General features: G+C 45.1%; 27 protein-coding genes. 13 read left to right on the top strand and 14 right to left on the bottom strand.

Annotation, left to right across the window (positions count from 1 at the left end):
• Positions 1-41: 41 nt before the first annotated feature.
• Complete coding sequence (locus tag ACY2IG_RS02040; protein ID WP_290774504.1) at positions 42-887, bottom strand: P-loop NTPase family protein; 846 nt, start codon at positions 885-887, stop codon at positions 42-44.
• Positions 888-987: 100 nt separating this feature from the next.
• On the opposite strand from ACY2IG_RS02040, the gene ACY2IG_RS02035 reads away from it, so the two are divergent.
• Both ACY2IG_RS02035 and ACY2IG_RS02030 read left to right on the top strand, forming a co-directional pair.
• Positions 988-2,685, top strand: a complete 1,698-nt coding sequence (locus ACY2IG_RS02035; protein WP_462618302.1) for a DUF2075 domain-containing protein — start codon at positions 988-990, stop codon at positions 2,683-2,685.
• Positions 2,664-2,975, top strand: a complete 312-nt coding sequence (locus ACY2IG_RS02030) for a nucleotide pyrophosphohydrolase (RefSeq protein ID WP_290774508.1) — start codon at positions 2,664-2,666, stop codon at positions 2,973-2,975. Before ACY2IG_RS02035 ends, ACY2IG_RS02030 begins: the two co-directional genes overlap by 22 nt.
• Before the next feature lie 135 nt (positions 2,976-3,110).
• On the opposite strand, the gene ACY2IG_RS02025 is transcribed toward ACY2IG_RS02030, so the two are convergent.
• The 3 genes from ACY2IG_RS02025 to ACY2IG_RS02015 all read right to left on the bottom strand — a co-directional run bounded on the left by ACY2IG_RS02025 (position 3,111) and on the right by ACY2IG_RS02015 (position 7,632).
• Positions 3,111-4,913, bottom strand: coding sequence for a DUF262 domain-containing protein (locus tag ACY2IG_RS02025; protein WP_462618301.1), 1,803 nt, complete (start codon positions 4,911-4,913; stop codon positions 3,111-3,113).
• An 83-nt stretch (positions 4,914-4,996) separates the two neighbouring features.
• Positions 4,997-7,312 (bottom strand): DEAD/DEAH box helicase family protein, encoded by a 2,316-nt coding sequence (locus ACY2IG_RS02020; RefSeq protein WP_290774514.1) that lies wholly within the window; start codon positions 7,310-7,312, stop codon positions 4,997-4,999.
• Positions 7,309-7,632, bottom strand: a complete 324-nt coding sequence (locus ACY2IG_RS02015; protein WP_290774517.1) for a nucleoside triphosphate pyrophosphohydrolase — start codon at positions 7,630-7,632, stop codon at positions 7,309-7,311. Before ACY2IG_RS02015 ends, ACY2IG_RS02020 begins: the two co-directional genes overlap by 4 nt.
• A gap of 89 nt (positions 7,633-7,721) precedes the next feature.
• On the opposite strand from ACY2IG_RS02015, the gene ACY2IG_RS02010 reads away from it, so the two are divergent.
• Complete coding sequence (locus ACY2IG_RS02010; RefSeq protein WP_069940214.1) at positions 7,722-8,111, top strand: RidA family protein; 390 nt, start codon at positions 7,722-7,724, stop codon at positions 8,109-8,111.
• A gap of 34 nt (positions 8,112-8,145) precedes the next feature.
• On the opposite strand, the gene ACY2IG_RS02005 is transcribed toward ACY2IG_RS02010, so the two are convergent.
• Genes ACY2IG_RS02005 through ACY2IG_RS01995 form a run of 3 tightly spaced genes read right to left on the bottom strand, consistent with a single transcriptional unit; the run spans position 8,146 to position 9,042 of the window.
• Positions 8,146-8,409 carry a hypothetical protein gene (locus ACY2IG_RS02005; protein ID WP_462618300.1) on the bottom strand — a complete coding sequence of 88 codons (264 nt, stop codon included), beginning with the start codon at positions 8,407-8,409 and terminating at the stop codon, positions 8,146-8,148.
• A complete protein-coding gene (locus ACY2IG_RS02000) occupies positions 8,399-8,761 on the bottom strand; it encodes a hypothetical protein (protein WP_462618299.1) in 363 nt (120 codons plus the stop codon). Before ACY2IG_RS02000 ends, ACY2IG_RS02005 begins: the two co-directional genes overlap by 11 nt.
• Positions 8,758-9,042, bottom strand: coding sequence for a hypothetical protein (locus ACY2IG_RS01995; RefSeq protein ID WP_462618298.1), 285 nt, complete (start codon positions 9,040-9,042; stop codon positions 8,758-8,760). Before ACY2IG_RS01995 ends, ACY2IG_RS02000 begins: the two co-directional genes overlap by 4 nt.
• Before the next feature lie 302 nt (positions 9,043-9,344).
• Here ACY2IG_RS01995 and ACY2IG_RS01990 point away from each other — a divergent pair, with 302 nt between their 5' ends.
• The 6 genes from ACY2IG_RS01990 to ACY2IG_RS01965 all read left to right on the top strand — a co-directional run bounded on the left by ACY2IG_RS01990 (position 9,345) and on the right by ACY2IG_RS01965 (position 14,173).
• A complete protein-coding gene (locus ACY2IG_RS01990; RefSeq protein ID WP_462618297.1) occupies positions 9,345-10,025 on the top strand; it encodes an ABC transporter ATP-binding protein in 681 nt (226 codons plus the stop codon).
• The gene (locus ACY2IG_RS01985) at positions 10,018-11,016 is read left to right on the top strand and encodes an ABC transporter permease (protein ID WP_462618296.1); all 999 of its coding nucleotides are present in this window, start codon (positions 10,018-10,020) and stop codon (positions 11,014-11,016) included. Before ACY2IG_RS01990 ends, ACY2IG_RS01985 begins: the two co-directional genes overlap by 8 nt.
• A 48-nt stretch (positions 11,017-11,064) precedes the next feature.
• Positions 11,065-11,715 (top strand): Type 1 glutamine amidotransferase-like domain-containing protein, encoded by a 651-nt coding sequence (locus tag ACY2IG_RS01980; RefSeq protein ID WP_313489459.1) that lies wholly within the window; start codon positions 11,065-11,067, stop codon positions 11,713-11,715.
• Positions 11,712-12,116, top strand: a complete 405-nt coding sequence (locus ACY2IG_RS01975; RefSeq protein WP_056063969.1) for an NUDIX hydrolase — start codon at positions 11,712-11,714, stop codon at positions 12,114-12,116. Before ACY2IG_RS01980 ends, ACY2IG_RS01975 begins: the two co-directional genes overlap by 4 nt.
• Positions 12,117-12,259: 143 nt before the next feature.
• Positions 12,260-12,436, top strand: coding sequence for a hypothetical protein (locus tag ACY2IG_RS01970; RefSeq protein WP_023466867.1), 177 nt, complete (start codon positions 12,260-12,262; stop codon positions 12,434-12,436).
• An 87-nt stretch (positions 12,437-12,523) separates the two neighbouring features.
• The gene (locus tag ACY2IG_RS01965) at positions 12,524-14,173 is read left to right on the top strand and encodes a methyl-accepting chemotaxis protein (RefSeq protein ID WP_462618295.1); all 1,650 of its coding nucleotides are present in this window, start codon (positions 12,524-12,526) and stop codon (positions 14,171-14,173) included.
• A 47-nt stretch (positions 14,174-14,220) separates the two neighbouring features.
• Here the strand turns inward: ACY2IG_RS01965 and ACY2IG_RS01960 are convergent, their stop codons facing one another.
• A complete protein-coding gene (locus ACY2IG_RS01960; RefSeq protein ID WP_052019130.1) occupies positions 14,221-14,748 on the bottom strand; it encodes an NUMOD4 domain-containing protein in 528 nt (175 codons plus the stop codon).
• 132 nt (positions 14,749-14,880) lie between these two features.
• Here ACY2IG_RS01960 and ACY2IG_RS01955 point away from each other — a divergent pair, with 132 nt between their 5' ends.
• Positions 14,881-15,459 (top strand): AAA family ATPase, encoded by a 579-nt coding sequence (locus tag ACY2IG_RS01955; protein WP_174315936.1) that lies wholly within the window; start codon positions 14,881-14,883, stop codon positions 15,457-15,459.
• Positions 15,460-15,496: 37 nt separating this feature from the next.
• On the opposite strand, the gene ACY2IG_RS01950 is transcribed toward ACY2IG_RS01955, so the two are convergent.
• Genes ACY2IG_RS01950 through ACY2IG_RS01940 form a run of 3 tightly spaced genes read right to left on the bottom strand, consistent with a single transcriptional unit; the run spans position 15,497 to position 17,925 of the window.
• Positions 15,497-15,838, bottom strand: coding sequence for a GNAT family N-acetyltransferase (locus ACY2IG_RS01950; RefSeq protein WP_329469897.1), 342 nt, complete (start codon positions 15,836-15,838; stop codon positions 15,497-15,499).
• On the bottom strand, positions 15,839-16,885 hold the full coding sequence (locus ACY2IG_RS01945) for a DNA alkylation repair protein (RefSeq protein WP_329469894.1): 1,047 nt from the start codon (positions 16,883-16,885) through the stop codon (positions 15,839-15,841).
• Positions 16,882-17,925 carry a bifunctional transcriptional activator/DNA repair enzyme AdaA gene (locus tag ACY2IG_RS01940; protein WP_462618294.1) on the bottom strand — a complete coding sequence of 348 codons (1,044 nt, stop codon included), beginning with the start codon at positions 17,923-17,925 and terminating at the stop codon, positions 16,882-16,884. Before ACY2IG_RS01940 ends, ACY2IG_RS01945 begins: the two co-directional genes overlap by 4 nt.
• A 301-nt stretch (positions 17,926-18,226) precedes the next feature.
• On the opposite strand from ACY2IG_RS01940, the gene ACY2IG_RS01935 reads away from it, so the two are divergent.
• Positions 18,227-18,388: an ATP-binding protein gene (locus ACY2IG_RS01935; RefSeq protein ID WP_313533213.1), complete on the top strand. Its 162-nt coding sequence runs from the start codon at positions 18,227-18,229 to the stop codon at positions 18,386-18,388.
• A gap of 136 nt (positions 18,389-18,524) precedes the next feature.
• The gene (locus ACY2IG_RS01930; protein ID WP_462618293.1) at positions 18,525-20,318 is read left to right on the top strand and encodes an acyltransferase family protein; all 1,794 of its coding nucleotides are present in this window, start codon (positions 18,525-18,527) and stop codon (positions 20,316-20,318) included.
• Between the two features lie 52 nt (positions 20,319-20,370).
• Here ACY2IG_RS01930 and ACY2IG_RS01925 read toward each other — a convergent pair whose 3' ends face one another.
• From ACY2IG_RS01925 to ACY2IG_RS01915, 3 genes are all read right to left on the bottom strand, one after another.
• A complete protein-coding gene (locus tag ACY2IG_RS01925) occupies positions 20,371-21,420 on the bottom strand; it encodes a copper resistance D family protein (protein ID WP_462618292.1) in 1,050 nt (349 codons plus the stop codon).
• On the bottom strand, positions 21,354-21,881 hold the full coding sequence (locus tag ACY2IG_RS01920) for a copper resistance CopC family protein (protein WP_462618291.1): 528 nt from the start codon (positions 21,879-21,881) through the stop codon (positions 21,354-21,356). The genes ACY2IG_RS01925 and ACY2IG_RS01920 overlap by 67 nt, the downstream gene beginning before the upstream one ends.
• A gap of 63 nt (positions 21,882-21,944) precedes the next feature.
• Positions 21,945-23,315: a copper amine oxidase gene (locus ACY2IG_RS01915; protein ID WP_462618290.1), complete on the bottom strand. Its 1,371-nt coding sequence runs from the start codon at positions 23,313-23,315 to the stop codon at positions 21,945-21,947.
• A gap of 242 nt (positions 23,316-23,557) precedes the next feature.
• Here ACY2IG_RS01915 and ACY2IG_RS01910 point away from each other — a divergent pair, with 242 nt between their 5' ends.
• Complete coding sequence (locus ACY2IG_RS01910) at positions 23,558-24,526, top strand: hypothetical protein (protein WP_462618289.1); 969 nt, start codon at positions 23,558-23,560, stop codon at positions 24,524-24,526.
• Positions 24,527-24,530: the final 4 nt, after the last annotated feature.

The following is a 24,530-nucleotide window of genomic DNA, read 5'->3' as shown; positions in this document are numbered from 1 at the left end:
GCGATTCTTTGACTTAGAATCGCCTCTTTATTAGCTCTCGCTTAAATTAAAGAAGTCGAACGCACAGTCGACTGAATCAACTGCTTCACCCAAGCTTGTCTTGCTTTTACTGAAAACTCTTCATTTCCAAATACCTCTACTCTAAAGGGAAGCGTTTTTAACAACTGATGTTCCAATGCTTTTCGTTCCCTTAAGATTGCAATCGTCCCTTCCACTCCTAATAACGAGTGATTCACACCATATGCTTGCTCCGTGTAATAGGATACGAATCCGTCCGCCCATTCTGGTGGACGCTCTTGTAATGCTTTACGGAAGCTTCTCTCTACATCCTGTTGATCAACATAGACGAGAACAGGTTGTAGCGGCGTAATGATTGTCGCTATGCGTTCGATGTACGCTTGTAACGTCGCTTCCGGTAGATCGTATTTGATGAGCCCCATCGTCAATGGATTTTGTAAAAAGCAGCATTCAAAAATATACGTTGTATTCGCTATCAAAGCTTGAGCAACGAACGCTTCCCACTTCTTTAGTATCAGTGATTGATGTAACTCGAACGGTAGTTCATAGATATCACGTGCTCGCAAAAATGAAAGCGCAGCTTCAGCAACATTCTGTTTTGACTGCCACTGACGATATGATACAAGCACATAATCATTGAACACCTCAGCAAATCGTAAGACATCGAGTGAAGCGTACTTACTTTGAAACTCTACCCATTCACTAAGCGTTAAGTAAGCGACACTCTCATAATCCGCAGGATGGTTGAGGTCTCCTTCGATATGAAGACGCGTATTGATTTGTTGCTCTTGGAGTAGACGAGTCAATGCTTCAGCTGTTGTTGTTTTGCCTGAGCCTGGGAGCCCTTCAACTATAAATAATTTTGTCATTAGTTCTTTTCCTCCTGACTAAATAGCATGTTTAAAATTCATATGCTATATAGATTACAATTTATAGTATTATTTAGTTATATAAATTACATTATATTACATGCGATTCAAATCATTTATCATTACCTTGAGAGGATTTCATACAGTGAAAAATCTTTATTTTGAAAAACGTAAATTTACTTATAGTGACGTAATCAATACACATTCGGATTTTATAGACGATTATCCAATCGTTTACCTATTGTACAATTCAACTAAAGAACAAGCATATGTAGGGCAAACGGTTCAAAAAAACCAAAGATTAAAATCCCATTTAAAAGATTCTCGACGTAAACAACTTGATCAAACAATTTTAATTGGACACGAGCAGTTTAACCAATCGGCCACTTATAACATAGAGTCTAATTTGATCAATTTTCTGATTGCTGACGGTCATTATAAGTTGCAGAACGTCAGTCAAACAGCCTCTCGCTATACTCATAATTATTATCAAAAGTCCTTTTTTAATGAGACGGTCTTCGAAAACATTTGGCAACGATTGCGTGAAGAAAGCATTGCTAAAGGAACACTTGAACACCTACGCAATAAAGATGTATATAAACTCTCTCCATATCGTGAATTGTCTGAGCAACAACTCGAAGTAAAACAAGCAATACTAGAATATTGCAAAATAAATATTACACAATCAGGACATCATGTATTTATTGTTGAAGGAGATGCCGGGACAGGCAAAAGTGTTTTGCTTAGTTCTTTATTCAATACAATCCAGGACCTGTCGAAAGATACAAGTTCCGCTCTTTATCAAACAGACAATTACCTACTTGTTAATCATAGTGAAATGCTAAAAACGTATAAATCGATTGCGGGAAGCTTACCGAACCTGAAGAAAAAACAATTCCAAAAACCTACACCATTCATAAACACACTAAGTAATCAAAACATGATGGTAGACATTGTACTAATTGATGAAGCACACCTCCTCTTAACAAAAGAAGATACGTATAATAACTTCCATCAAAAAAATCAGCTGAACGAAATCATCACACGTAGTAAAGTCACTATTCTAATTTTTGATCCTAAACAAGTGTTAAAAATCAAGAGCCACTGGGGACGTAATACTCTTCAGGAAATCGTCGGTCCCTTCGCAACGAAAACGTTACGATTATCCAAGCAATTTCGGATGCGAGCTAGTCAAGAAACATTACATTGGATCAATCGTTTTGTAGAACGAGAAATCTTACCGTTACCATCAGACTCTAATTATGATTTTCAAATTTTCGAAGATCCTGAAGCATTCAAACAAGCAATTTTTCAAAAAGATCAAAAATATGGGCTTTCAAGAATGGTATCAACTTTTGACTATCTTCATAAAAAAGATGGTGCTGACTATTACGTAGACGAGGATGGCATCAACCTTCCCTGGAATCGTAGCTATTCAAATATAACGTGGGCAGAGCAACCCGAAACGATAAATGAAGTTGGATCAATCTATACAATTCAAGGATTTGATTTGAATTATGTAGGTGTTGTGCTTGGCCCTTCCATTCAATATGACGAAGAGACTCAGCAACTAGTCATTGATCCTAAGCAGTATAAGGATAAAGGTGCCTTTATTTCGCGTCAGGACTTAAGTAAATCAGAAAATGAACAGGCAAAGGAAGACATCATTTTAAACTCATTAAATGTTTTAATGAAACGAGGTGTAAAAGGACTTTATCTTTATGCTACGGATCTGCAATTGCGAAAACGTCTATTACAGCTAAAGGAGAATGACTCATGCATGAAATTGAATTTTTAATAAAAAAAGTCGATGACTTTCGGGATGAACGGAATTGGAGGCAATATCATAACGCTAAAGACTTAGCGATTTCTTTATCTATCGAAGCATCTGAGTTACTAGAGGCTTTTCAGTGGAAGACAAGTGAAGAAGCTTGGGAAGAGAATAAAGAGAATATTAAAGAAGAAATTGCTGATGTATTAATTTATGCGTTAACGTTATGTAGTGAGTTGAATTTAAAAGTTGAAGATATTATCTTAGAAAAAATCAATAAAAATAACATAAAGTATAAAATCGATGAAATTAAGTAAAACTCTATAAATTCATTATATTTATTATAACTGTTTTTAAAGATCATATAAAAATTAACAATGAAAAAATATAGCACTAAAAGCTCATTATTATTCTAGCTATATTTTTTCATTGTGCTTAAATATTCAATTGAATTAATCAGTAGAAAAAACTTTTAACACTAAATCCGCTAATTTTTTTGTGCGAGTATCAATATCCTGTATGGTCCAGGATGTTTTTAAATTTCCTGTTAATTCATCAGTAATGATAGATTTATTTATAAATAGTTTGGTACGTAACCCTGTATATTCTTGAGATCCTTTTGGCCTATAATCACGCTTTTCTATAAAATCATTATTACTCAATTCAGAGTTATAACCAGTAAGAGTAATGTTTCCTATTCTATGCATATTTTCTTTTTGAAGATTTTCAGCGTGTTCTATATTATCTGGAGCAATCATTTGCTTCCATGATTTCTTAAGATCAATATTTTGCGGTAAGACATGTTCTAGCGTCCAAATAGGTTTCCCATTCTCATAATCATCTAATGTATCCTTATATTGTTTATTAAATAAGTTTCCATATCTTCGTTCAATTTCTATTAAGATGAATCGAACTGTTTGTGGTGAAGTATCATATACAGATTCATCTAATCTCACTAAAAATTCTTCATCGCTTACTTTTATAGGATTTAAAATATTCTTAATTGTTAGTAAAGCAATATCATCTAAGTTATCTTCGATTTTCTCAAGTTGGCGGACAGTCTGTATTGCTTTCGCACGAATGTTTGAAGATTTAGGTTTTAGCACAATATTTCTGCGAACATAGTAACTCACTAAATAGTCAAAAATAGAAGTTAATGTATTCTCAGAAATTTTTTTCTCAGTTAGCTTTTTTAATAAAAATAGCATTAAAGGGTATATTGGAGATGTTTCAAGTTTAGATAATTGTTTAATTTTCATTCGGAGATTCTCATTAAAAAATAATTCATCGCTACTTTTTATTTTAGGAATAATATTAGAGAAAATTTTTGCGTTAATTAATAATGTCTGTATATATTTATACTTCTTTTCTTTGAATAATTTCTCATACTTTCTAAGGGAAGCTTGTTTAGTTATTGAAGAAGTAGAATCACTTTCAAAAGTATCATAATTATTTTGGAAAAATTGTGTTATTGAAGGAATATTTGTTTCTCCGTTCTCATTAGAAAAAATGTGAATCAGCTTATTCCATTCTTCTAAAGCCATACTATCTCCAATATCTTTTACTGCTTCACTTAGGTAATATGACTTCAATAAATCAATTAGTGTCAAAGGTAGTCCTTTAGCATTTAAAGAAATAAAAACTGAGTAAGCATCGGTTAAATCGTTAACTGTGATTCTTAATAATTCTATGTTATTTAACTTTTTATAAAAATTTTCTATTTCATCCAAATCATTTATACCATCAATATTTATAAGACTTTGAATAAATTTATAACGTTTTCCAAAGGTTCTATTTCCGAATTTACCCTTCTCTTTATCTTCAAACACTTGAAGATAATTCATGAAAATCCCTGCATCTGGTTCAAGTAATTTTAATTTAGGTTTATTTTCATAACCTATTAGCTTTCGTTTAATATCTGTTTTTAAAGAATAAATAGATTCTCTTTGTCCTTTTGAAGAGTCTTTGTCATCGATATTATTTAGTTCTTCATAGATCGCTAATAAAAACAGAGCAATCGTTGTAAGCCTCTGTTGACCATCTACAACATCAAATTCATTTTTATTCTGAGAAGGAGTTACCAGTAAATTCCCTAGATAGTATCCAGATTCTTCGTTGATCACATCATTGTAAAGTGATTCGATATTACTGTCATTCCATGAATAATTGCGTTGGTATATCGGAATTTTATATATTGTTTTTCCTTCAATAGAAAATATTTCAGAAATAGGTTTTGATTCAGGGTTTATATTCATTTTTTCTCCTCATTACGTTTTATTTATCATAACAATTAAAAACTTTATAGAACTTTAATAATTGCATTTTATCTTATTATCCTTCAGTTTAAAAAATAATTTATTAATCTATAATTAATTATACCCTGTATTATTTTAAAAATTTCATTTGGAAATTTTAGTGAAACTAAAACTGATAAATGATAATTTTTATATACAAATGGTGGTCCAATTTTAGACATTGGCTGTTTTATTAATAAGCGCTCTATTTTATGTTTATTAAATTCTCCTTTTAACTCTGCCGTTTGCGCATCCTTCAATTCCCGATACTTCTCCGCATGCAAATACTCATAAAAGAATGGTGCTACTTCTTCGGCCGTAATCGGCTCCATCCAACGCTCTTCTCCCCGCTCAAGCATAGCTAGCAAGACGACCATCTTATAGCTCCGGTTCATGATCGTCTTTTCGACCTGCTCAATCAATTCACGATTTGCGTCGTACGCTTCGACCTCTTCGCCTGATAACTCCTGATGCTCTTTCAAGAACCCAACATAAGAACCCCACTCCTGTTTATAGCCTTGCGGAACGGCTGCATACTCTCCGATTTCAACATAGGATGGTCGACGACCGAGTTCGTATTTGATTTGCTCGTACTGCTCGATCAACCGTAACTTCCGCTGACTTGGTTGCCTGAGTCGATGAATCAACTCTAGTGCCCGCGTATCGAACTCAATAACACAGCCAGGTGGTGGCGTAATCGGTTCTGTCTCCCCTCGCTTGAACGATTCTTTCATCTTCCCGAGCAGTTTCAGTTTCGTCTCGACGTTACGATAGTTCCCGATCAAATCAATGATGACGCAGTGCGATTTGTCTTGTGCTAATCGTAGTCCGCGTCCGATTTGTTGCGTGTAGATAGCGACGGATTCCGTCGGACGACAGAACAGCAGTGTATCGACTTTCGGAATATCGACACCTTCGTTGAATAGATCGACAGTAAAGAGAACGTCAATTTCGCCTTGCTCGAATGCTTGCATGTATTTTGCACGATTCGTCGTCTTTCCGGTCAGTGCAAATGCCGTCTTTCCTTTATCCTGGAATACTTGCGCCAGATATTCCGCCTGCTTAATTGACGAACAAAAGCCGATCGTCTTCGTTTGCCGATGTTTCTCCCACGAATGATAAATATTATCTGCTACTTCACGATCAAGTTGTCGATGCTCGAGCTGCGACGCATCATACGTCCGACCGATTCGTCGAATCTGGGAATAGTCGATCGTGTCGTGAATACCGTAATAATGAAACGGCGTCAAAAAGCCTTCAGCAATCGCTGCTGTGAAATGCATCTGGAACGCAACGTTATGGTGACAGATCGCATAGACATCCGCACCGTCCATCCGGTCTGGTGTCGCCGTCAGACCAAGCAGGAAACGGGGCGTGAAATGATCGATGACCTTCCGATAACTCGTCGCTGCCGCGTGATGGAACTCGTCGACAATGATGAGATCAAACTGGTCCGTTGCAAAGCGATCCAAGTGACGTTTTTGCGCCAACGTCTGGACGGAAGCGAAGACGATCTCCGTCGTCTCCGTGACGGTCCGGTCACTGCCGATATAAAAGCCGGTCTGCCACGCCGGATTGACTTTTTTAAACGAACGCTCCGCTTGCAGTAACAGTTCTTTTTGATGCGCCAGGAATAGGACTCGTGTAAAGTCTCCCGCAAAGAACGCACTGAGGTAGGTCTTCCCTAATCCAGTCGCAAGCACTGCCAACGCCCGTGTCCGTCCTTCTTCCATCGTTTCCCGTAACGCGTGCAGCGCTTCTTCCTGCACCCGGTGTGGCAGGATTTCTTGTGAAACGACGACCGTTCTTTCGTCATACTCGACTTCTGGTTCCGCGACATATTGACGTGCCGCGTACTCTTGACGATAGGTTTCTAAGACAACCGGATTCAGTTCTTCTGCCGATTCACTGAGATAAAGATCCATGAAGGCATCAATCGCATCATCAAGGATCTGTGGAGCGACAGCTTGCGGTAGATGAACGTTCCATTCAATACCGGACCGAAGCGCACTGTTCGAGATGTTCGACGAACCGACGATTGATAAGCCAGTCTCTGCGTTTCGAAACAGATACGCTTTCGGATGGAAAGAGCGTCCACCTGACCGATAAAAGCGAACTGACAACCCATCAAGCGCAAGCAACTGCGCCAATGCTTCTGGATCGGTGATATGTAGATAGTCGCCAATCAACAGCCGAATCTCGGCTCCTCGTTGCAAGGCACGACGAAATGCCGGGACGAGCAAGGCGACGCCTGACTTCTGAGCAAACGCTGCGACGATATAGACTTCCTCTGCCTGATCAATGGCCTCGACGAGTGAGTCATATAAATGATGCGTCGTCAGCTTCGCTTCCGGGATCAATCCTCGACCTCGATCAGGTAGAGGCGTTCTTCGAAGCCGCCTCGTTGTTGCTGTTTCTTCGCTCGGACGGCTTCCAGTTCCTCGACTGTCACGCCATGCGTTTTCGCTAACACCTGGATCAGCTCCAGTAAATCGGCTAATTCCTCGACAGCATCTGCGTCCGTCGTCGCTTCCTCGTATTCAGTGAGTTCTTCATGCAACTTCTTTTTGGCTTCCACTAGGAATTCATTTTCGTTCAGCGTTCGGAACGTCGCTTTTTTCCCGTTTTGGTCGATGATGTTTGGAATCGTGTCTCGAACTAATTTATGATAAAGTGGCATATCAATTCACTCCTTTGAAGGGTTGGGGGATCTCCGAGTCGAATCACTCGGTGTCGTACATATGTATTTTATAAGAGGAGGTTCTTTTCATGTCTACATTCAAACAGATTGACACAACGAACGCCCCTGCTGCGATCGGTCCTTACTCGCAAGGCTTTATCGCGAACGGAACACTCTATGCTTCCGGTCAAATCCCGATTGATCCGGCAACAGGTGAACTTGTACCAGGCGGAATCACGGAGCAGACGGAACAAGTCATGCGAAACGTCGATGCCATCCTGAAAGAAGCAGGACTGACACCTGACCGCGTCGTCAAGACGACATGCTACTTAACGAGCATGGAACACTTCGCTTCTTTTAATACGATCTACTCCGATTACTTCGCACCGCACGATCACTTCCCGGCTCGGTCTTGTATTGCGGTTAAGGAACTACCAAAAGGTGCATTAGTTGAAGTCGAGATTTTAGGACTCGTGTGATCTAATCGCTACGCACTCGCTGCGTAGCGTTTTTTTATCGCAGTCCCCAGCGTCCTGTTCCTTTTCCGGTCTCACTGTAAAAAAGGTCCTGCTCTCCCCTATACAATTCACACTCACTCGCATGCAGGTAAATCAATTTCCGGATGCGTGCCTCGAGTCCTGCCTCTGATGTAAAGCGTGATAGATCCAAATGCTCTGCTTGCCTGACACGCTGGTAGATATCAATTAAGTCGATTGGCGATTGTCGTTCTAGGATTCGCTGAATTACATCAAGTAATTGTTGGCTCTCATCCGTCATGTCCCTCTAACTCCTTTTTCATCACTTTGTTTTGAATCGCATTCATCACAATTGGTATTTGTACGACCAGATTCAAGACGCTGACTCCAAGAACCAGCTGACTGGCTGTCAATGGATTGAAGTATCCTTCGCCGTATCCTTCCCTTACACTGAGTGCGATCCCGTACGAAATCGCAAACGAAACCATGTTGCCGATGACGATGTATTTGGGTTTTCCACTCCGTGCAAGTGAATACGATAATACACCAAGTCCAAATAAAAATAAGGCATACCCTAGTATCGAACCCTCTTTCCAATCGAGGTAAGGTCCTAGCCACGCAAACGGAATCAGATACAATAGTGCTCGTTTCATAGTTCACCCTCCCCTTCTTCGTCTTCTCGGTTACTCCCGGCATCGTAATAACCGTATAGCAGTTCTCGAATCATCTCCCACCCTGGTGGAAACACATTTGAACGTGACACTTTTTCTGTACCGTGTTCTGTCGTCACATGAATTTCCCAATCCGTTCCGTCCATAATCGTAAGACTTTCAGGATCCGAGTATTCCCGCCATTTCTCGGCATCGAACAAATCTGACCACATGTCGATCAAATAGATATCCTCTTCCGTCAGGTTTATAAGCAATGGATCCATTTCGTCAAGGAATATTAATTCACGTGGAAACCGTGGAGATAATATTTCTTCCTCATCTTCCACACGAACTGTCCGACTTGCACGGTCCCATCAAAACGTCTGTCCTCTTCCCATACCGGACTCTCGGAAGTAAATTCGTTCGACTGTTTGCATCACGCTCATCCTCTAAAATTGATATTTCCATTATAGCCCATTTGCTATTTTTAACCTGTTACATTTTTTACTATGGTTCTGCTGATTTCTGTGACTGTGAAACATTTTTCTTCTTCTATCAGTAAATGTAGTGAAAGGAGATGTTTGACATGAATGTATCCATTCAACAAGCCGGTTATGACATCGGTCAGCCCGTCTTACACGAGATTGCGTTTGCTTTACAGCCTGGATCTATCACCGGTTTGATCGGTACGAACGGTGCAGGAAAAAGTACGACGATTCAAGCGATGTTCGGTACGCTGCCTTGGGTCGAAGGAGAGATCGATTTACCGGTCTCACTCGCCTATATTCCGGAACAGCCGACCTATTATGAATATTTGACGCTTGCCGAGCACCTTGAGCTGGTCGCCTCACTTCACGAGACAGATCACGCTTACACGGAACGACTCTTAAAGACATTCGAACTGCATGCTGTCACAGGTGACTATGTATCCTCTTTTTCTAAAGGAATGAAGCAAAAGGTGATGCTCGTCTGTGCCTTGATGCAACGCGCGGACTGTTTGATCATCGATGAACCGTTCGTTGGTCTCGACGCGGTCGCAACGATTCGGTTATTGCATGTACTCGAAGCAGAACGAACGCGTGGCGTAGCGATTCTGCTCGTCACTCATGTCCTTGATTCCGCGGAACGGCTTTGTGACGACTTCGTCTGGATTGATCAGGGACGCATCAAACATCAAGGAACACTCGCTCAAATCGGTGAAGCCTCTGGTCAGCCAGGTGCCCGCTTATTTGACATCATGGAAGCGATGGTGCTCGAACATGATTGAAACCTTTTTGAAGCAACGGATCCGTCGGCGGCATGCGGAACAGCGTCGCTTCTTTCGAGAAATTTTTGATTGGACGATCTTGCTGTATCTCGTCATTCCAGTCGGTCTGTTCATCATCTATGAGACGGTTCAGATCTTAAACGGTCAAGCGGACTGGGTTCAAACGGTTCCGGTCGCTTGGATTTTACTCGGTTGGATGCTATATGGATTCCTGCCCGCCTTTTACGCCTGGTTCGAACCAGCAGATCGCCTCTTCTTCAAACCGGTTCCTGGAGCGATCGTTCGAATGAAGTGGTATTCCGTTCGGTATCACTTTTTGCGGATTTTTCTATTGACTGCCGGCTTACATCTACTTTGTTTTCCATTACATAGTATCCGGTTTGATCAATCCAGTATCACCGTACTGCTGACTAGTCTCGCGCTTTCTTTACTCCAACCGTTCTTTAGCTTCTGGACATACCGGTTATCTGGGCAACGGTTCTTGCGGAAATGGAGCGGTCATCTCTTCCTGGCAGCAGGACGCATCACCTTGTTGCTCCTGCTGTGGCTTCAACCGCATCCAGTCCTCTTCGTTGTCGCACTATGTATATTGCTGTTCGGATCTCTTAATGTCCGGAACTGGTCACAGCGTGAGGATGGATTAACGGAGGATATCCTGTTGTCAATGAAACGACAGTCGAGTTTATCCGCGACCGTCCTTGAATTGAACGGTGCCTTACCGAAGCCGTCGCACCGAAAGCGTCCGTTCCTTCATCTGCGATTATTCAAGCAGACGCATCAGCAACTTCCACTGCTCACGTATCTGCGGGATCCGAGTAAACGTCGTTTCTTGCTCCAGTTGTTCGTTGCGATGAACTACGGTCTTCTCGTCTTACCATGGATTGGACGCGGTCTCGTCATCGCCTTCGTGCTATTCGTTCTCTTTCAAGAACGGAAACAACATCACACGTGGTTCCGCAGACAATCATTCTACCAGCATATTTCCAATTGATTGATTTCTGCTATACTTTTTCTATTACACGGTTGGAGGGATGACTTCATGCGTACTCATTTATTCTTATTTGGAGGCGGTCCTCCATTTACACCGAATTTGCAAAAACGGTTTGCTGCATTAACGAATGGTGGTCCGGTCGCGATTCTGTATGTCCCACGTACTGGTAAGGACTGGGTGACCTACGCCTCGATTTATACGGAAGCGTTGCAGGAAGAGGGTATTTCGTCCTTCGTCCATCTACCACTGTCTGACGCGCCAACGGACGAACAACTCGCGCAACTACAGCAGTGTCAGGGCATCATCATCTCCGGTGGCGAGACCGAATTGTATCAGCAATACTTGGTCGCGACACCGATTGGTGACATCATCCAGTCGCGTTTCGTAAACGGTGTTCCGGTCGCTGGCTTTTCTGCCGGTGCCCTCGTTTCACCCGAACGTTGTGTGATTCCGGAGATCGACCAACGCGACAATCGACGTCTTCGCTTGCCTGGTCTTGCCCTGCTGAAAGACGCGGTCGTCTGTGTGCATTACGAGACGTGGGGCGAAGCCGCCCACCTCGTGCAATCCTTTACGGAAGAAGGCACGAGCCGTGCCTTCGGACTTGCCGACGCAAGCGGGATCTATCTGTGCGATCAGTACTTGATCGAAACAGAAGGAACCGATCCCGTGGTGTTATCGCGGAGTCCCGTCAGATGACGGCGATTGTCCCTGCCGTCAAAGGCATCATCATTCACGAGCAACGTCTCCTGATCGTCCGCCGGGCTGTCGCTGACTTCGGCGGCGGAACATGGGAATGTCCAGGTGGAAAGATCGACTTCGGTGAACTGCCGCTCGACAGCCTTGTTCGCGAGATAAAAGAAGAGACACAGTTGACGGTTACGCCAGAACGTCTACTCTATGCCTCTAGCTTCCTAACGCATCCCGATCGGCAAATCATTTTGTTGATGTACGTCTGCTCGACGAACCAGACGAGCGTTCAGTTATCCGCAGAACACGACGCTTATCTCTGGGCGGACGAAGAAATGATCCGTCAGTTGATTGCGCCAAATATTTTGGCTGATTTTGAGCGATATGATGTCTGGTCTCTCCTTAGTTGACCGTAATATACTGCCTTGTCCAACGCTCTCGTCAGACAAGGCAGTATTTTTTTCATTACCGGACAGTTGTCGTGTTTTTAAAGTAATGAACAGGGAATCCCTTAAATATATCTATCGTATACATTATTAAGGGGGAATCTTTCATGGACCGTCAAGCCGAAAAACGAAAAAGTAAGATGCCGTTCTTCATCATTCTTGTCATTGCCATCTTTGTCATCGTTGCTGCTGCATTGATCATTTATGTCACGTCTGAACCAAAAGAAGAGACACAAGCACTTATGACACATCTTGCGACTGTCCTTCCGATTTACGTGAACTAGATTCACAAGACCTTTACACAAGTCGTACAACGCCTTCATACATGTTGAGCTATCTCCTCCCGATAGGAATACGGGAGGAGATGTTTTATGCCAAAGAAAAAACGATTACTGGCACAACAATTAAATGGATGGCTGATTCCGATCGTCGCCATCGGACTGATCGTGATCAGTGGTCTGAGTGTTTACGCGTCGTACCAACAATCCGTCGCAGCGACTGAGGAACGGCTGATGCGCGAATTAACGATGTTTGACGTGAACGTCCGGGCAACGTTTCTCGCATATCCGAATGACGCAACAGACCGTACGCGTGCCATTAAACGATTGCAACAGCAACAGCGAACCGACTTATCACGTGATGACTACACGACTCGCTTTCAGAGCCTGAACACGAGTGAGGCGTTCCGACCGTTGACACTCGACCCAGCAAAACGGAAACAACTACTACAGCATTTAAAAACAGCTCGTACATATGCCTTTTCAAATCAAGACCAGTTTCTTGTCGCGATGACGATTCCGGAACTTGATGACGTCATCTTGCTGACGACCGATCGCGATAAATTAATCGCTCCTGCTCGAGATTTAGCTTGGACACTCATCTGGGTGAGCGTGATCACACTTGTCAGCATCAGCCTCTTGATCCGCTGGCGAATTCAACGACAACTAGCACCGTTATCGAAACTCGCTCTACAGATTGAAGAAGCCCATGCGAAGCGATCGTATCGTCCGTTAACACTTAAGACGACGACCTTTGAGTTACAACAGCTCACGTTTCAATACAATCAATTGATGCAACAGATTGGGGATTTGACGGTCGAGATGCAACAAGCCAGTCAGGAACTTGAATCCGTCCAGCCCCACTTTTCATCGCATTTATCCGCGATGGATGAATCGGTGCATGCCGTCGATGAAGTCGCCGGTTCCTTACTTGCGCAATCGACGCAGATGAATCAGACGATCATCGCCTCCACACGTTTGGCTGCCCAAGGACACGATGCGTTAAGCGAAATGCAAACGACACTTCTGAACAGCCAACGTGCCGTAACTCGTTTTCAACAGACTGTTCAGACGAATCACACGACACTTGGGACATTACAACAAGAAAGCTACTTGCTGAAGGAACAATCCGCGACGACAGAGCAAATCTTGCAACAGACCTCACATCTACAGCAGCAGATGGAGACCTCAATTTCCCACATCCAGCGTGTCGCTGAAGAGACGCGCCGCCTATCGCTAAATGCGCTGATCGAGGCAACTCGTGCCGGCGAAGCCGGTCGTGGCTTCACGGTCGTGGCCAAGGAAGTCGAAAGACTAGCGATCGATATCCGGACGAGTACGGGCCACATCCGTCAGGTCAATCAGACGTGGACGACAGGGCTCAATCAAGTCGAACAAGCGCTCTCGCAGATGACGGAACGGTTTCTCTCGACGTCACAACAGCTTGAGACGGCAACGGAGCACTTGCAACAGATGCTGACTGAAGCGACGACGATCGAGACGACACTGGGGACCGTTGAACACCAACGTCAAATCGTCGCAGAAGTCCAGTCGAATATGCAACAGCATCTACAATCTGTCCAAAAGTTGATGTCAGAGCTCTCGTCCTACAGCCAGGTGCTCGGGGATCAAATGCAACACCACGTCATTCAGCAAACGGAATTGAAGACACATAGCGCGGTACTCGAGTCACGGATCAGTTCGTTGCAACAGACCGTTCGCTCGAGCGAATCGTCGTCTTAACAAAAAGAGCACCTGCCATTCCTGGCAAGCGCTCTTTTCCTCTGTTCTCAGCCGATATAACGTGCTTCCTTTTTATCGATGATATTGCGAATCCGGTTCTCCGTCACCTGATACTGCTCCGCCAGTTGACGAATCGTCTTCCCTTTTTCATATTGGGCGCGAATCGCTCGAATCTGGAATGATGACAGTGTCACATGTTGTTCTAATAAGAGATCAAACTCACCAAGTAGTTCGGTATACTGCTGATCAAATGAAGGCAACACGTCCAAGTTCGATAACTGATCGTCAGCTCGTTTACCGTTGCGTCGAACGAGTCGCGCTTCCGTGACGTCAACCGTCAGAAAAGCTTGCGCAACGAGTAGACCAACCTGCACTCGTTCTCCTCGCCCCCGTTGATAGAGCGTGACTTTCCGATATCCTTCTCGATTGAGCCGCGGTCGAAGCAAGACACCTTTTCGGCGTTGTCGGACGCCGCGACACGTCACGATTGTCCGATCAAGCGACCTTACGCGACCAAGTGACGAGACTTCATATATACCTACATAGCCGATGACGGCCTTCCATTGCTCTTGCATAGTTGTCCTCCTTCAGACAAGGACACGACGGGACTTCATACCTGAATTATACCAAATTACGAACAAACGTTCTAGTGATGTCACTCATCGGAATGTGCTATTCTTAGCAGAAAAAGGAAATGAGGTTCGTCCATGAAATTTGTTTTGTTACTTGGTCCCCAAGCAGTCGGAAAGATGACGATTGGTCAGGAAATCGAACGGTTGACGGAGATGAAAGTCTTCCATAACCACCAGACGATCGACTTGTTATTGCCTTATTTTGATTTCTCTGAACCCGCCCATCACCGCTTAAAAGATACGATTCGGCGCGAGATGTTCAAGGAAATGGCGAACAGTTCGCTCGAAGGTGTCCTGTTTACATTCCTCTGTCTATTTGGCGTCGAAGGTGGTGGTCTCGAGTTCATCGAAGAAACGGTTGAGTTGTTCGAACAAGCAGGTGCTGACGTCTATATCGTTGAACTGGATGCGCCGGTCGCGACCCGTCTGCACCGGAACACGACCGAAAACCGATTGACGCACAAAGTAACGAAGCGTGACCTCGCCGCTTCTGAACAAGACTTACGCGAGACGGCGGACGGATACCGGACACGCTCGCTACCAGGCGAATTGCCGGACGTCAATTATCTCTTTCTTGATACGGAACAGTTAAGTGCGCGTGAAAGCGCTGAAGCGATTTGCGACCATTTCAACTGGTCGAAAACAACGGTCTAATCACAAATAAGCCCCGTTCTGCTCAGCAGACGGGGCTCTAATGATGAAGTTCGCGTGCATATCGATTCGCCTGCAACTGAAATCCGTTCCGACGCCAGACCGTGTCACTGCCCGCTTCACTATAGACACGCTTCAGTAATAACGTCCGTGCGAGATAAGGCAAAATCGATGTCAAAGCTTCCGTGATGTACCCGTGCTGATCGTCTTCATCATTTGACGTATATCGCAGGCTTCCGATTGAATCATCCCATGTAAAAATAATCGTTCCAACGATCGTTTTCTCACGTATCGCATGCAACGTCCACTTACAACCCGATTCTTCATCCGTTGCTTCAACAAATAATCGTGACGTTTTAAAATCCGGATGCCGTCCTTGCATTCAGCTCTCCTCCTCGACCTCAAACGTTGCTGTCGCGTAAGCCTCTCCATTAATCAAAATCGTCAATGTGTGTGTACCAGGATAATGGACACGCGTCGTCATGTTCCGAAACGATTGGCGTCTTTCGACTTGTAAGACACCTTTAACTTCCCGCTCCCGCAGTTGAAACACCTTCCGACTCGTTCTGCGTTGTTTGACGTAATCGATCGCGTACTCCAAGCGTAAACGTTGTGGAACTGAACTCGTCACAGTGAACGAGAAATCAAGCTCTCCACCAATCGTAACCGGCGAGACGACTAAATTTGTAATCTCGACCTCCCCTTGCGTAACGTGTCCGAATAACTGTAAGACTTCTGGATTTCCGCGTTTGAGTAACGTCCGGGAGGCGTGGCGCAAAATCCAGTCCGTGTTCGGATCTGTTCCTAAGTGACGTTCGATCCGCTCAATCAGATATTCCGGATGTGTCTTTGAAATATCGTTCAAGTGATTGGCGACACTTTTTCGGACGTAGAGTGACGGATCCTGTAGTAACGCGTCAAGAACCGGTAACGCCGGTCGCGGATCAGCAATCAGACTCGGAATCGCTTGTCCCCATGGCAGACGCGGTCGTGTCCCTTCCGACGCTAAGCGCCGAACATGTTCATCGTCTGATGTTGCCCACATGAGTGCTTGCTCGAGATAACGCTCTTGATCAGCGAGTAGAAAACGCCGGACAGCGAACTCAGACGTCGAATACGGCGTCAATTTAACGAGTGTCTCTAACGCAAGCTTCCAGTCAACGAGTGTTGCTGTCCGTTCGACATACTCGGGAAAAACGATCCCTGGTAATCCAGTAAACTGCGGTGCGAGTCGTTCCAGCTCCCCGATCGAGTCCGGAAACGGTGGCAGGACGGATTCTAGTGTCTCCGCAACACGACGGACGCGTTGTTTAAACGCAAGCTCTTCCCAGTCCTCCCGTTCGACTCGTCTGCGAAAATCTGATACATCGACCGCTTCTCCTAAGCCATCGAGCCAACTCGGTGAAAACACATCTTTAATCAAACTCATCCTACATCCAGTCCTCTCTTTGTACGCTCCAGTTTGAGCAATGTTTCCTTGCGTGCAAGTCCCCCGGCGTATCCACCTAAATCCCCATTCGTTCGAATGACCCGATGACATGGAATGATGATTGCTAGTTGATTTGTTCCGTTGGCTCGTGCGACAGCGCGAACAGCGGTTGGTTGACCAATTCGGATGGCCAGTTCCTGATACGAGATCGTCTCGCCACTCGGAATCCGTTCAAGTTCTTCCCAGACGCGGCGTTGAAAGGGCGTTCCGTACCGCATCAGTGGCGTCTGAAACAAGACCGGTTCTCCTTTGAAGTAACGACGGAGCTCCCCTTCAATCTGTTCAAAGATGGGTGACTCCCCAGGCACGATGACGGCACGCGCTTTTTGACGCAATTGTTCAATTTCCCGCTCAAGTCCCCGTCGATCGACGAATTCAAGGAGATGCAAGTGTTGTTCATCAGCAATCGCAAGCATCGAACCGAGTGGTGTATCGAGCCATTTCGCGCGCAAGACCTGTCCGTCAAAACGTGACGGTGCTTCCCCGAGCATCCGTGCTGACGCTTCACGAAAACCGCTGCTTGATTCATAGCCTCCTACTAACTGTCCTTCGATGACCGGCTTCCCAGTCCGAATCTCTTTCATCGCTAACCCCATCCGCCGTGCCCGAGCATAGGCAACGAACGTCATCCCGAATCGTTTCTTGAACTGGCGCCGTGCTGTTGATTCGTCCAAACCAAGTGCTCGGAAATCGGCTTCTTTAAACCGTTTATCTGGTTCCGCCTCGACTGCTTCGATCAAGCGTTGAATCGTACCGTGATCGCCGGGATAAGCGAGCGGATGACACCGTCTGCACGGTCGATAAGAGGCAAGCAATGCCTCTTGCGCCGTCTCGAAAAACTCACAGTTCTCCTCCTTCGGTTTTCGCGCTGGACACGTCGGACGGCAAAAAATACCGGTCGTCTTGACCCCGACAAAAAACGTTCCTTCGTACGTCGCGTCTCGTCGAACGAGTGCTTCATAATACGTGTGGTGTTCCATCGCTTTCCCCTCCTTTGTCTCTAGTATAACGGCTTGTCCAGTTACGATGTCGCCGAAAATCAGGCATTGATATGTTTAAGATTCAGTTAAGAATTCTCCTCCTGTTTTCGAAAGGGACGACGTTCATACTACATGCTATACTCAACGGAAAGTAGGGTTTTCATGTTAGATTTCTTTAAAAGAAACACTTCACGGAATCGGTGATCTTCGGATTTCAATCAAAGAAGGAGCACAAGGCATCCAACTGATTTGCTCGAATGCGATTGAAACGATCTATACGCTAGAGGAACTAAACGCGTGATTGACGCCGTTCGGAACGTCTGACGCATCGCGTTCTTCCGGCGGTTCCGGTATCGGTCTGTCGATTGTTCAACAAATCATGGCGCGCCATCACGGAAGTGTCCAGCTCACTTCAGCAGACAACCGCTTTTCCGTCACGTGTCGTTTTCCGCGTCATTCGTAAGTCAGCATCCGATGCTCTCGTCGGGTACTTTTTTGGGCTAGGTTGTTACTTCTTAGACACTTCTTTGAAATTGGAATTCGATACACTAAAGACTGTTAGAAATTAGTTGTCGTTTTAAAGGAGTTGTTCGTGTCTTATGAAATCCTCGTCTCGTTCGATTACATATATGCCAGGGCTTGACGGCTTACGCGCTTTCGCTGTCCTGTCTGTCATTCTCTACCACTTATCTGTTTCATTCTTCTCTGGTGGTTTCCTCGGTGTTGATCTCTTTTTCGTCCTATCCGGTTACCTGATTACTGGTCTTTTGTTACGCGAGTGGCAAACGACCGGGCGCCTCGATTTGAAACGGTTTTGGATTCATCGTTTCCGTCGTTTGTTCCCAGCTCTATTCGTCATGCTGTTACTCGTTCTCGGATATGTAACCGTCTTTGAACGCGAGCTATTGCATACAGTTCGTCAAGATAGTGCCTTTGCGCTTATTTACGGAACGAACTGGTGGTATATCTTCCATGACGTTTCGTATTTCGAGTCGTTCGGGAAACCGTCACCGATTCAAAACCTTTGGTCGCTCGCGATCGAAGAACAGTTCTACCTGCTATTCCCGATCCTACTTTGGTTCGGCATGAAAAATCGTCGCCTGTTCCTTCAATTGATTGGTGTCGCGATCGGCGCATCCGTGCTCGCGATGGCGATTCAATTCACACCGGGTGAGGATCCGAGTCGTGTCTACTACGGTACCGATACACGATTATTCGCCTTATTGATCGGGAGCTTGCTCGCGTTCGCGTGGCAACCGACCCGCTTTAAGATTGATATCCCAAAACGTGGTGTTCGATTGTTGAATCAAACAGGTGCTGTCACGTTGCCACTCTTACTTTTACTGATGGTTGTCACGAGTGAGTTCGGAAGCTTTTTATACCGCGGTGGCTTTTTCATCGTTTCGCTCCTTGCCGCCCTATTGATTGCTACGATCGCCCATCCGGCGTCGATTTGGAGTCGTTGGTTTGCGCATCCATCACTTATTGCGATCGGCAAACGGTCGTACGGCTTATATCTATGGCATTTTCCCGTCATCACGTTGCTGACACCGGTCGAGCAAATTGGAACATTCTCGGTACTACGGACTATATTGATCATAGTTATTCTTGTTGCGTTAACAGAAGCGTCGTATCGCTTCATCGAGCGTCCGATTCGTCAACACGGATTGTCTGGTTACTTGAAGCGTTTATCGCTACATCCGCAACAGTTACGTCAGTTCTCAACGGTACAGTGGGCGAGTGTTGCCGTGTTGACGATCCTTATCGTCAGCTTCATTGGTAACTTATCGATTCTTGCTGTTTCCGATACACCGAAGCCAGAACCCGCCTTCCATAAGATAGCGGCGCCAAAAGAAAAACCGAAACCGGTCCTCAAACCGACGACACCGAAAGCAAAACCTGATCAACGAAAAATTTGTCGACCGACGCTTGCGATTGGTGACTCCGTCCTGCTCGGTGTCGAAGATTATCTCGGCAGTACACTCAAACAACTGACGATTGATGCGAAACTCGGTCGACAGCTACGAGAAGCGATTCCGCTAAGTGAGCAGTATGCGTCGTACAATCAACATGGACGCCAAGTCATCCTCCATCTTGGAACGAACGGCAGCTTCCGCAAAGATCAGTTGAATAGCTTACTCGACCAATTTGCAAATGCCGATCACGTCTATCTCGTCACAGCACGGGTGCCACGCCCGTGGGAAGCAGAAGTCAATCAGATGTTACGAGAGGCATCAAAGCGGAAACGGGTCGAACTGATCGACTGGCATGCCACTGCTATCAAACACCCATCTTATTTTGAAGCGGATGGTGTTCATTTGAATATTAAGGGCGCCCGGGCCTATTCGAAGATTCTTGCGAAAGCAACGAATTGCGCCGTTTCGACAAAATAAAATCACGACAAACAAGGTAGCGGAACTATCCGCTACCTTGTTTTTTTTGTGTTCACCCTGTCGCAAGTAGTCCCAGGTAGATCAGACTGACACTAAGAAGGCTCAGCAAGACACCCACTGCATGTCGCCTGAATCCGAGTAAGAGCAGTGGTAAGGTGGCAATCCCCATCATCAAGACCCATCCGTCCCCTGCTGGACCACTGGTCGGAAGTTGACCTAACGTGGGTTGTTCCAAACGACTGAGTGATGCACTTGCCATGAACAGAAGTATTAAAATGATACTCTCCATTCGAAGTAACGGACGTGGATCGTATGTCGAGTCAAAACGTAACCGACGCCGGACAAGTGTGCCATTACAAAAGGCGTAGAATAAAAGCGGTAACAACAAAAGATGCTTCAGCAACATGGCTTGACCGTATGGCACGCCCCATAGATTCGGATAACGTTCAAGCGGAATCGCCAGTTGCATCAGCAACAGACCTGACAGGATGACACCGGTAAAAGCAATCCGAGCAAACGGACTGAACCAGTTTAAAAAGGCGGACCAATGCTCGGTCGAACGGGCACCAACAGCTACCCAAAACACAACACCGATCCAAGCCGTCACCCATAAGAAGTGACTGAACTGAAGCGTCCACCCAAGCGCCCCGTATTTCGTTGCGGCATGACTCGTTCCTGCAATGCCAATCCATATCGGGATCGTCAAGAGTGCGAGTAGGACAGATCGTTGCTTTTGCCAGGCAAGTACGATCAATAGGAGTAAGACAGCGAAGTAAACGACAAGAAACATTTGACCGATATGCAAAAATAATCCTGTCCGTAGAGCCTCCGTCATCGTTTGCGTCGAAAGCAGAAAACGAACGGCACCGATGACCGGGATACTTGTTCCAAGAACAAGCATCCCGAGCCCCGCTACCGCCCATGACGTACCATCCATTAATGGCGGTTTTTGTTTCGTTGAGATGAAGCATAACACCAGATAACCCATCCAAATCGCTCCACCCATGTAGACAAGTAGTTCTCCTAGAAACGCACTCATATCGAACGACGACGGAATAAGAGAAGTAAGACGATGCTGACTAATAGTCCACCAACAATCCAAGGAAGAAGCGTCGGAACGAGTCCTTTTGAAACAGGTTCAGCTTCTGGGACGACCGCTGCCTTTGTTTCCATTGGCTCTGCTTTTTCAACTGTACTCGCTTCAGTTGTCGCGGCACCCATCACTGTAAATCCGATCGTTCCTTTCACGGGATGACCATCATCTGAAATCGATGCCCATTTAATCGTGTACTGTCCTTTTGGCAATGGTTTCGAGACGACGGCACTGAGTTCATTCCCGATGATGAGCGGTTTCGCAAGCGACTGTTCGACACCGTTCGTATCCACTACACGTAAGGTACTCGTCTTTTCGACAGCCTCACTAAACGTCAAGCGGATTCGATTGACGGGCTCTGATAACACCGCTCCTTCTGCCGGATTGGAACTTTTGAGACTCGTGTGTGCTTCAACGGAGATGGGAAGCAGACAAATGAGGAATAGAAGTGCAAATCGGATGATACGCATGTCGTTTACCTCCTTTCAGCTTGATGTGTATAAGAAAACCCGCTGTTTCCAGCGGGTCGTCCTTTATTGTTGCGGGCGACGACGGAGTGCGAACAATCCAAGGATCGATGCTGCGGCAATACCAAGCAATGACCACACGATACCTGTCGCCGATGATGCTGCTTGCATACCACCGAGACCTGTGTTCGGCATACCAGATGGTGCACCTTTGAATTTATCTGGGAACTGATCGACGATTGCTGTCGCTGTTCCTTCCCCTACGCCGTACATATGCGCGTACGCTTCACGAATCGCTGGGTACGTTTTGTCGTAATTTTTTTCATTGTAGCTATTGAAGGCGAGTAAGAGTTGGTCGATGTGGACCTTTAGTCCTTCTTCCAAATCTTTTGCTTTTAAACGACCTTCCGTTGCTGCATCGAGGAATGCAGCTTGTTCGACACGGTACTCATCGAGTTCTTTTACAGCCATGTCGCGTGCTTGATCATCTTTTGCACCTGTTGCTTTGACGTAGTCGACGAAGTAGCCGATATGGCTCGACCAGATTTTCTTGAATTGTTGTGCTGCTTCACTGCCGTAAACGGAACCGATTGAAGCCGACAAATCATCTGTATTTTGACTCAAGGCACCGGCTGCCGCGTCAAAGTCCTTTGCACCGTCAATTCCTTTTTGCATCGCGAGCACCGCAAGCGCTGCGTGCTCTGAGAAGTTCCGGTTGAGCCCGGCACGAAGATCGGCTGCTGGTGTATCGACTTTCGTATTTTTGAATTTGTCCGGATACTGATCAACGATCGCACCAGATAATCCTTCTCCGACCATATACATATGCTCGATTGCTTCACGTAGATTGCTGTAGGCAGCGTCATAATCACCAGCAACGTAACTATCAAACGATGTTAACAATTGTGTGATGTGGACTTTGAGCCCTTCTTCGAGATCTGCTGCTTTCAATCGCCCGCCTGTTGCTTTATCAAGGAATGCAGCCTGCTCGACACGGTACTCATCCAAATCTTTCAATGCTTTTTGTTTAGCATCTTCATCTTTTGCTCCAGTCGCTTTGACGTAATCGACGAAGTAACCGATGTGGCTCGACCAGATATCTTTAAACGCTTTTCCTGCATCGTCACCGTAGACAGAACCGACAGCTGCCGCTAAATCATCCGTATTTTGATTCAATGCGCCTGCTGCTTGTTCAAAATCTTTTTTACCATCAATCCCTTTTTGCATCGCGACGACTGCGAGATATGCATGTTCAGATAGAATTTGATCGAGTGTCGCTCGCAGATCCGATGCTGGAGAGGAGACATCTAGTGAGACTTTTCCTGAACTGTGAGACATCTTACTATGGTCCTCATGACCATGTGCACTGACACCTGCTGCTGGAATCAACAATGCGGCACTTAGTGGAACAGCGAGATACGACTTTTTCATCTTCATCTTATGAACACCCCTTTGATTTTTTGGACTTCACATAGATAACGTATGGAGTTCATAAATGGTTTTATCTTTTTACATTTTTTATTTAAAATATTTTTTAATTAGAAATAAACTTATGTAGTACTTTCATTATTTTTAGTTTTTATTTACTCATTTCACGAAACAGCTGACTTATTTTCTAATCAATTCATTAGAATCTTCTTATAACCGCATCTTTTATTTTTTAGAACAGGAGTGGAATCATGAAACGAATCGTCATTGGCGCAGTACTTGCTTCGCTCGTCGTCTCGCAAGCAGTTGGACCTGTCGAAGCAAAAAGTAAAGTGAAGAAGAAACCTGTCGTGCAAGTCGATCGAGACAAAAATGGGATTCCAGATGCTTGGCAAAAACAATATCATTTGGGATATGGAAAACAAGTCGCAACAAAAGATCACGATCGCGACGGTTTGATGAATGTACAAGAGTATCAACTTCGCCTCAACCCTACAAAATCGCATTCGGACCGCGACGGAATCAAGGATGGGAAAGAGGATTCGGACCGCGACTTACTTACGAATCAACAAGAATACACAGCGCATCTAAATCCGTTGAAGAAGGATTCCGGTCAAGATGGTATTTCTGATGATAAAGAAGATCAAGACAAAGATCGATTGACGACACGAGAAGAATTCATCGTGGGTACGCAGCCACTGAAAAATGATTCAGATCGTGACGGCATCAAAGATAACGAAGAGGACCGGGATCAAGATACGCTTCTGAATGAAGACGAGTTCGAACTTGGTTCTGATCCAACCAAAGCAGACAGCGATCAGGATGGGACTCGAGACGATCAGGAAGATACGGATCAAGACGGAGTTCAGAATGACCAAGAACTCAAACGGATCATGATCAAAGTAACGGATACGAATAAGAAAAAGTTCGAGTGGCGTTACAGTAATGAACATCAACGGAAAGAACTACGCTTTAAAGACGAGATCGGTATTACTGACGTTGCGACGTTAAAAGATCGTCTTCTCGTCACACCATCGATGACGGAAGAAGAATTATTAACGTTAGTCGCACAGGCGCTTCAATTACCAAACATCAAAACGTTACACGTCCAGATCAAGTTCTATAATGGACAGGAACTCGAATCAGAAGATGAGCACTCGGATGATGATGATTCAGACGATGACGGGGATGATCACGGAGATCATGGTGATGACGATTAATCGT

This window comes from Exiguobacterium sp. EF_C8, assembly GCF_054956715.1.
This window is presented reverse-complemented; position numbering and strand designations above follow the sequence as displayed.

Excerpts from the sequence above, each read along its gene's own strand:
- ACY2IG_RS01920 (WP_462618291.1), bottom strand. The coding sequence starts at position 21,881 with ATGCGTATCATCCGATTTGCACTTCTATTCCTCATTTGTCTGCTTCCC.
- ACY2IG_RS02000 (WP_462618299.1), bottom strand. The coding sequence starts at position 8,761 with ATGAAACGAGCACTATTGTATCTGATTCCGTTTGCGTGGCTAGGACCT.
- ACY2IG_RS01980 (WP_313489459.1), top strand. The coding sequence starts at position 11,065 with ATGCGTACTCATTTATTCTTATTTGGAGGCGGTCCTCCATTTACACCG.
- ACY2IG_RS02030 (WP_290774508.1), top strand. The coding sequence starts at position 2,664 with ATGCATGAAATTGAATTTTTAATAAAAAAAGTCGATGACTTTCGGGAT.
- ACY2IG_RS01910 (WP_462618289.1), top strand. The coding sequence starts at position 23,558 with ATGAAACGAATCGTCATTGGCGCAGTACTTGCTTCGCTCGTCGTCTCG.
- ACY2IG_RS01915 (WP_462618290.1), bottom strand. The coding sequence starts at position 23,315 with ATGAAGATGAAAAAGTCGTATCTCGCTGTTCCACTAAGTGCCGCATTG.
- ACY2IG_RS01945 (WP_329469894.1), bottom strand. The coding sequence starts at position 16,885 with ATGAGTTTGATTAAAGATGTGTTTTCACCGAGTTGGCTCGATGGCTTA.
- ACY2IG_RS01985 (WP_462618296.1), top strand. The coding sequence starts at position 10,018 with ATGATTGAAACCTTTTTGAAGCAACGGATCCGTCGGCGGCATGCGGAA.
- ACY2IG_RS02010 (WP_069940214.1), top strand. The coding sequence starts at position 7,722 with ATGTCTACATTCAAACAGATTGACACAACGAACGCCCCTGCTGCGATC.
- ACY2IG_RS01995 (WP_462618298.1), bottom strand. The coding sequence starts at position 9,042 with ATGGATCCATTGCTTATAAACCTGACGGAAGAGGATATCTATTTGATC.
- ACY2IG_RS01955 (WP_174315936.1), top strand. The coding sequence starts at position 14,881 with ATGAAATTTGTTTTGTTACTTGGTCCCCAAGCAGTCGGAAAGATGACG.
- ACY2IG_RS01950 (WP_329469897.1), bottom strand. The coding sequence starts at position 15,838 with ATGCAAGGACGGCATCCGGATTTTAAAACGTCACGATTATTTGTTGAA.
- ACY2IG_RS01940 (WP_462618294.1), bottom strand. The coding sequence starts at position 17,925 with ATGGAACACCACACGTATTATGAAGCACTCGTTCGACGAGACGCGACG.
- ACY2IG_RS01975 (WP_056063969.1), top strand. The coding sequence starts at position 11,712 with ATGACGGCGATTGTCCCTGCCGTCAAAGGCATCATCATTCACGAGCAA.
- ACY2IG_RS01990 (WP_462618297.1), top strand. The coding sequence starts at position 9,345 with ATGAATGTATCCATTCAACAAGCCGGTTATGACATCGGTCAGCCCGTC.
- ACY2IG_RS02040 (WP_290774504.1), bottom strand. The coding sequence starts at position 887 with ATGACAAAATTATTTATAGTTGAAGGGCTCCCAGGCTCAGGCAAAACA.
- ACY2IG_RS02035 (WP_462618302.1), top strand. The coding sequence starts at position 988 with ATGCGATTCAAATCATTTATCATTACCTTGAGAGGATTTCATACAGTG.
- ACY2IG_RS02015 (WP_290774517.1), bottom strand. The coding sequence starts at position 7,632 with ATGCCACTTTATCATAAATTAGTTCGAGACACGATTCCAAACATCATC.
- ACY2IG_RS01930 (WP_462618293.1), top strand. The coding sequence starts at position 18,525 with ATGAAATCCTCGTCTCGTTCGATTACATATATGCCAGGGCTTGACGGC.
- ACY2IG_RS01970 (WP_023466867.1), top strand. The coding sequence starts at position 12,260 with ATGGACCGTCAAGCCGAAAAACGAAAAAGTAAGATGCCGTTCTTCATC.
- ACY2IG_RS01960 (WP_052019130.1), bottom strand. The coding sequence starts at position 14,748 with ATGCAAGAGCAATGGAAGGCCGTCATCGGCTATGTAGGTATATATGAA.
- ACY2IG_RS01965 (WP_462618295.1), top strand. The coding sequence starts at position 12,524 with ATGCCAAAGAAAAAACGATTACTGGCACAACAATTAAATGGATGGCTG.
- ACY2IG_RS02005 (WP_462618300.1), bottom strand. The coding sequence starts at position 8,409 with ATGACGGATGAGAGCCAACAATTACTTGATGTAATTCAGCGAATCCTA.
- ACY2IG_RS02025 (WP_462618301.1), bottom strand. The coding sequence starts at position 4,913 with ATGAATATAAACCCTGAATCAAAACCTATTTCTGAAATATTTTCTATT.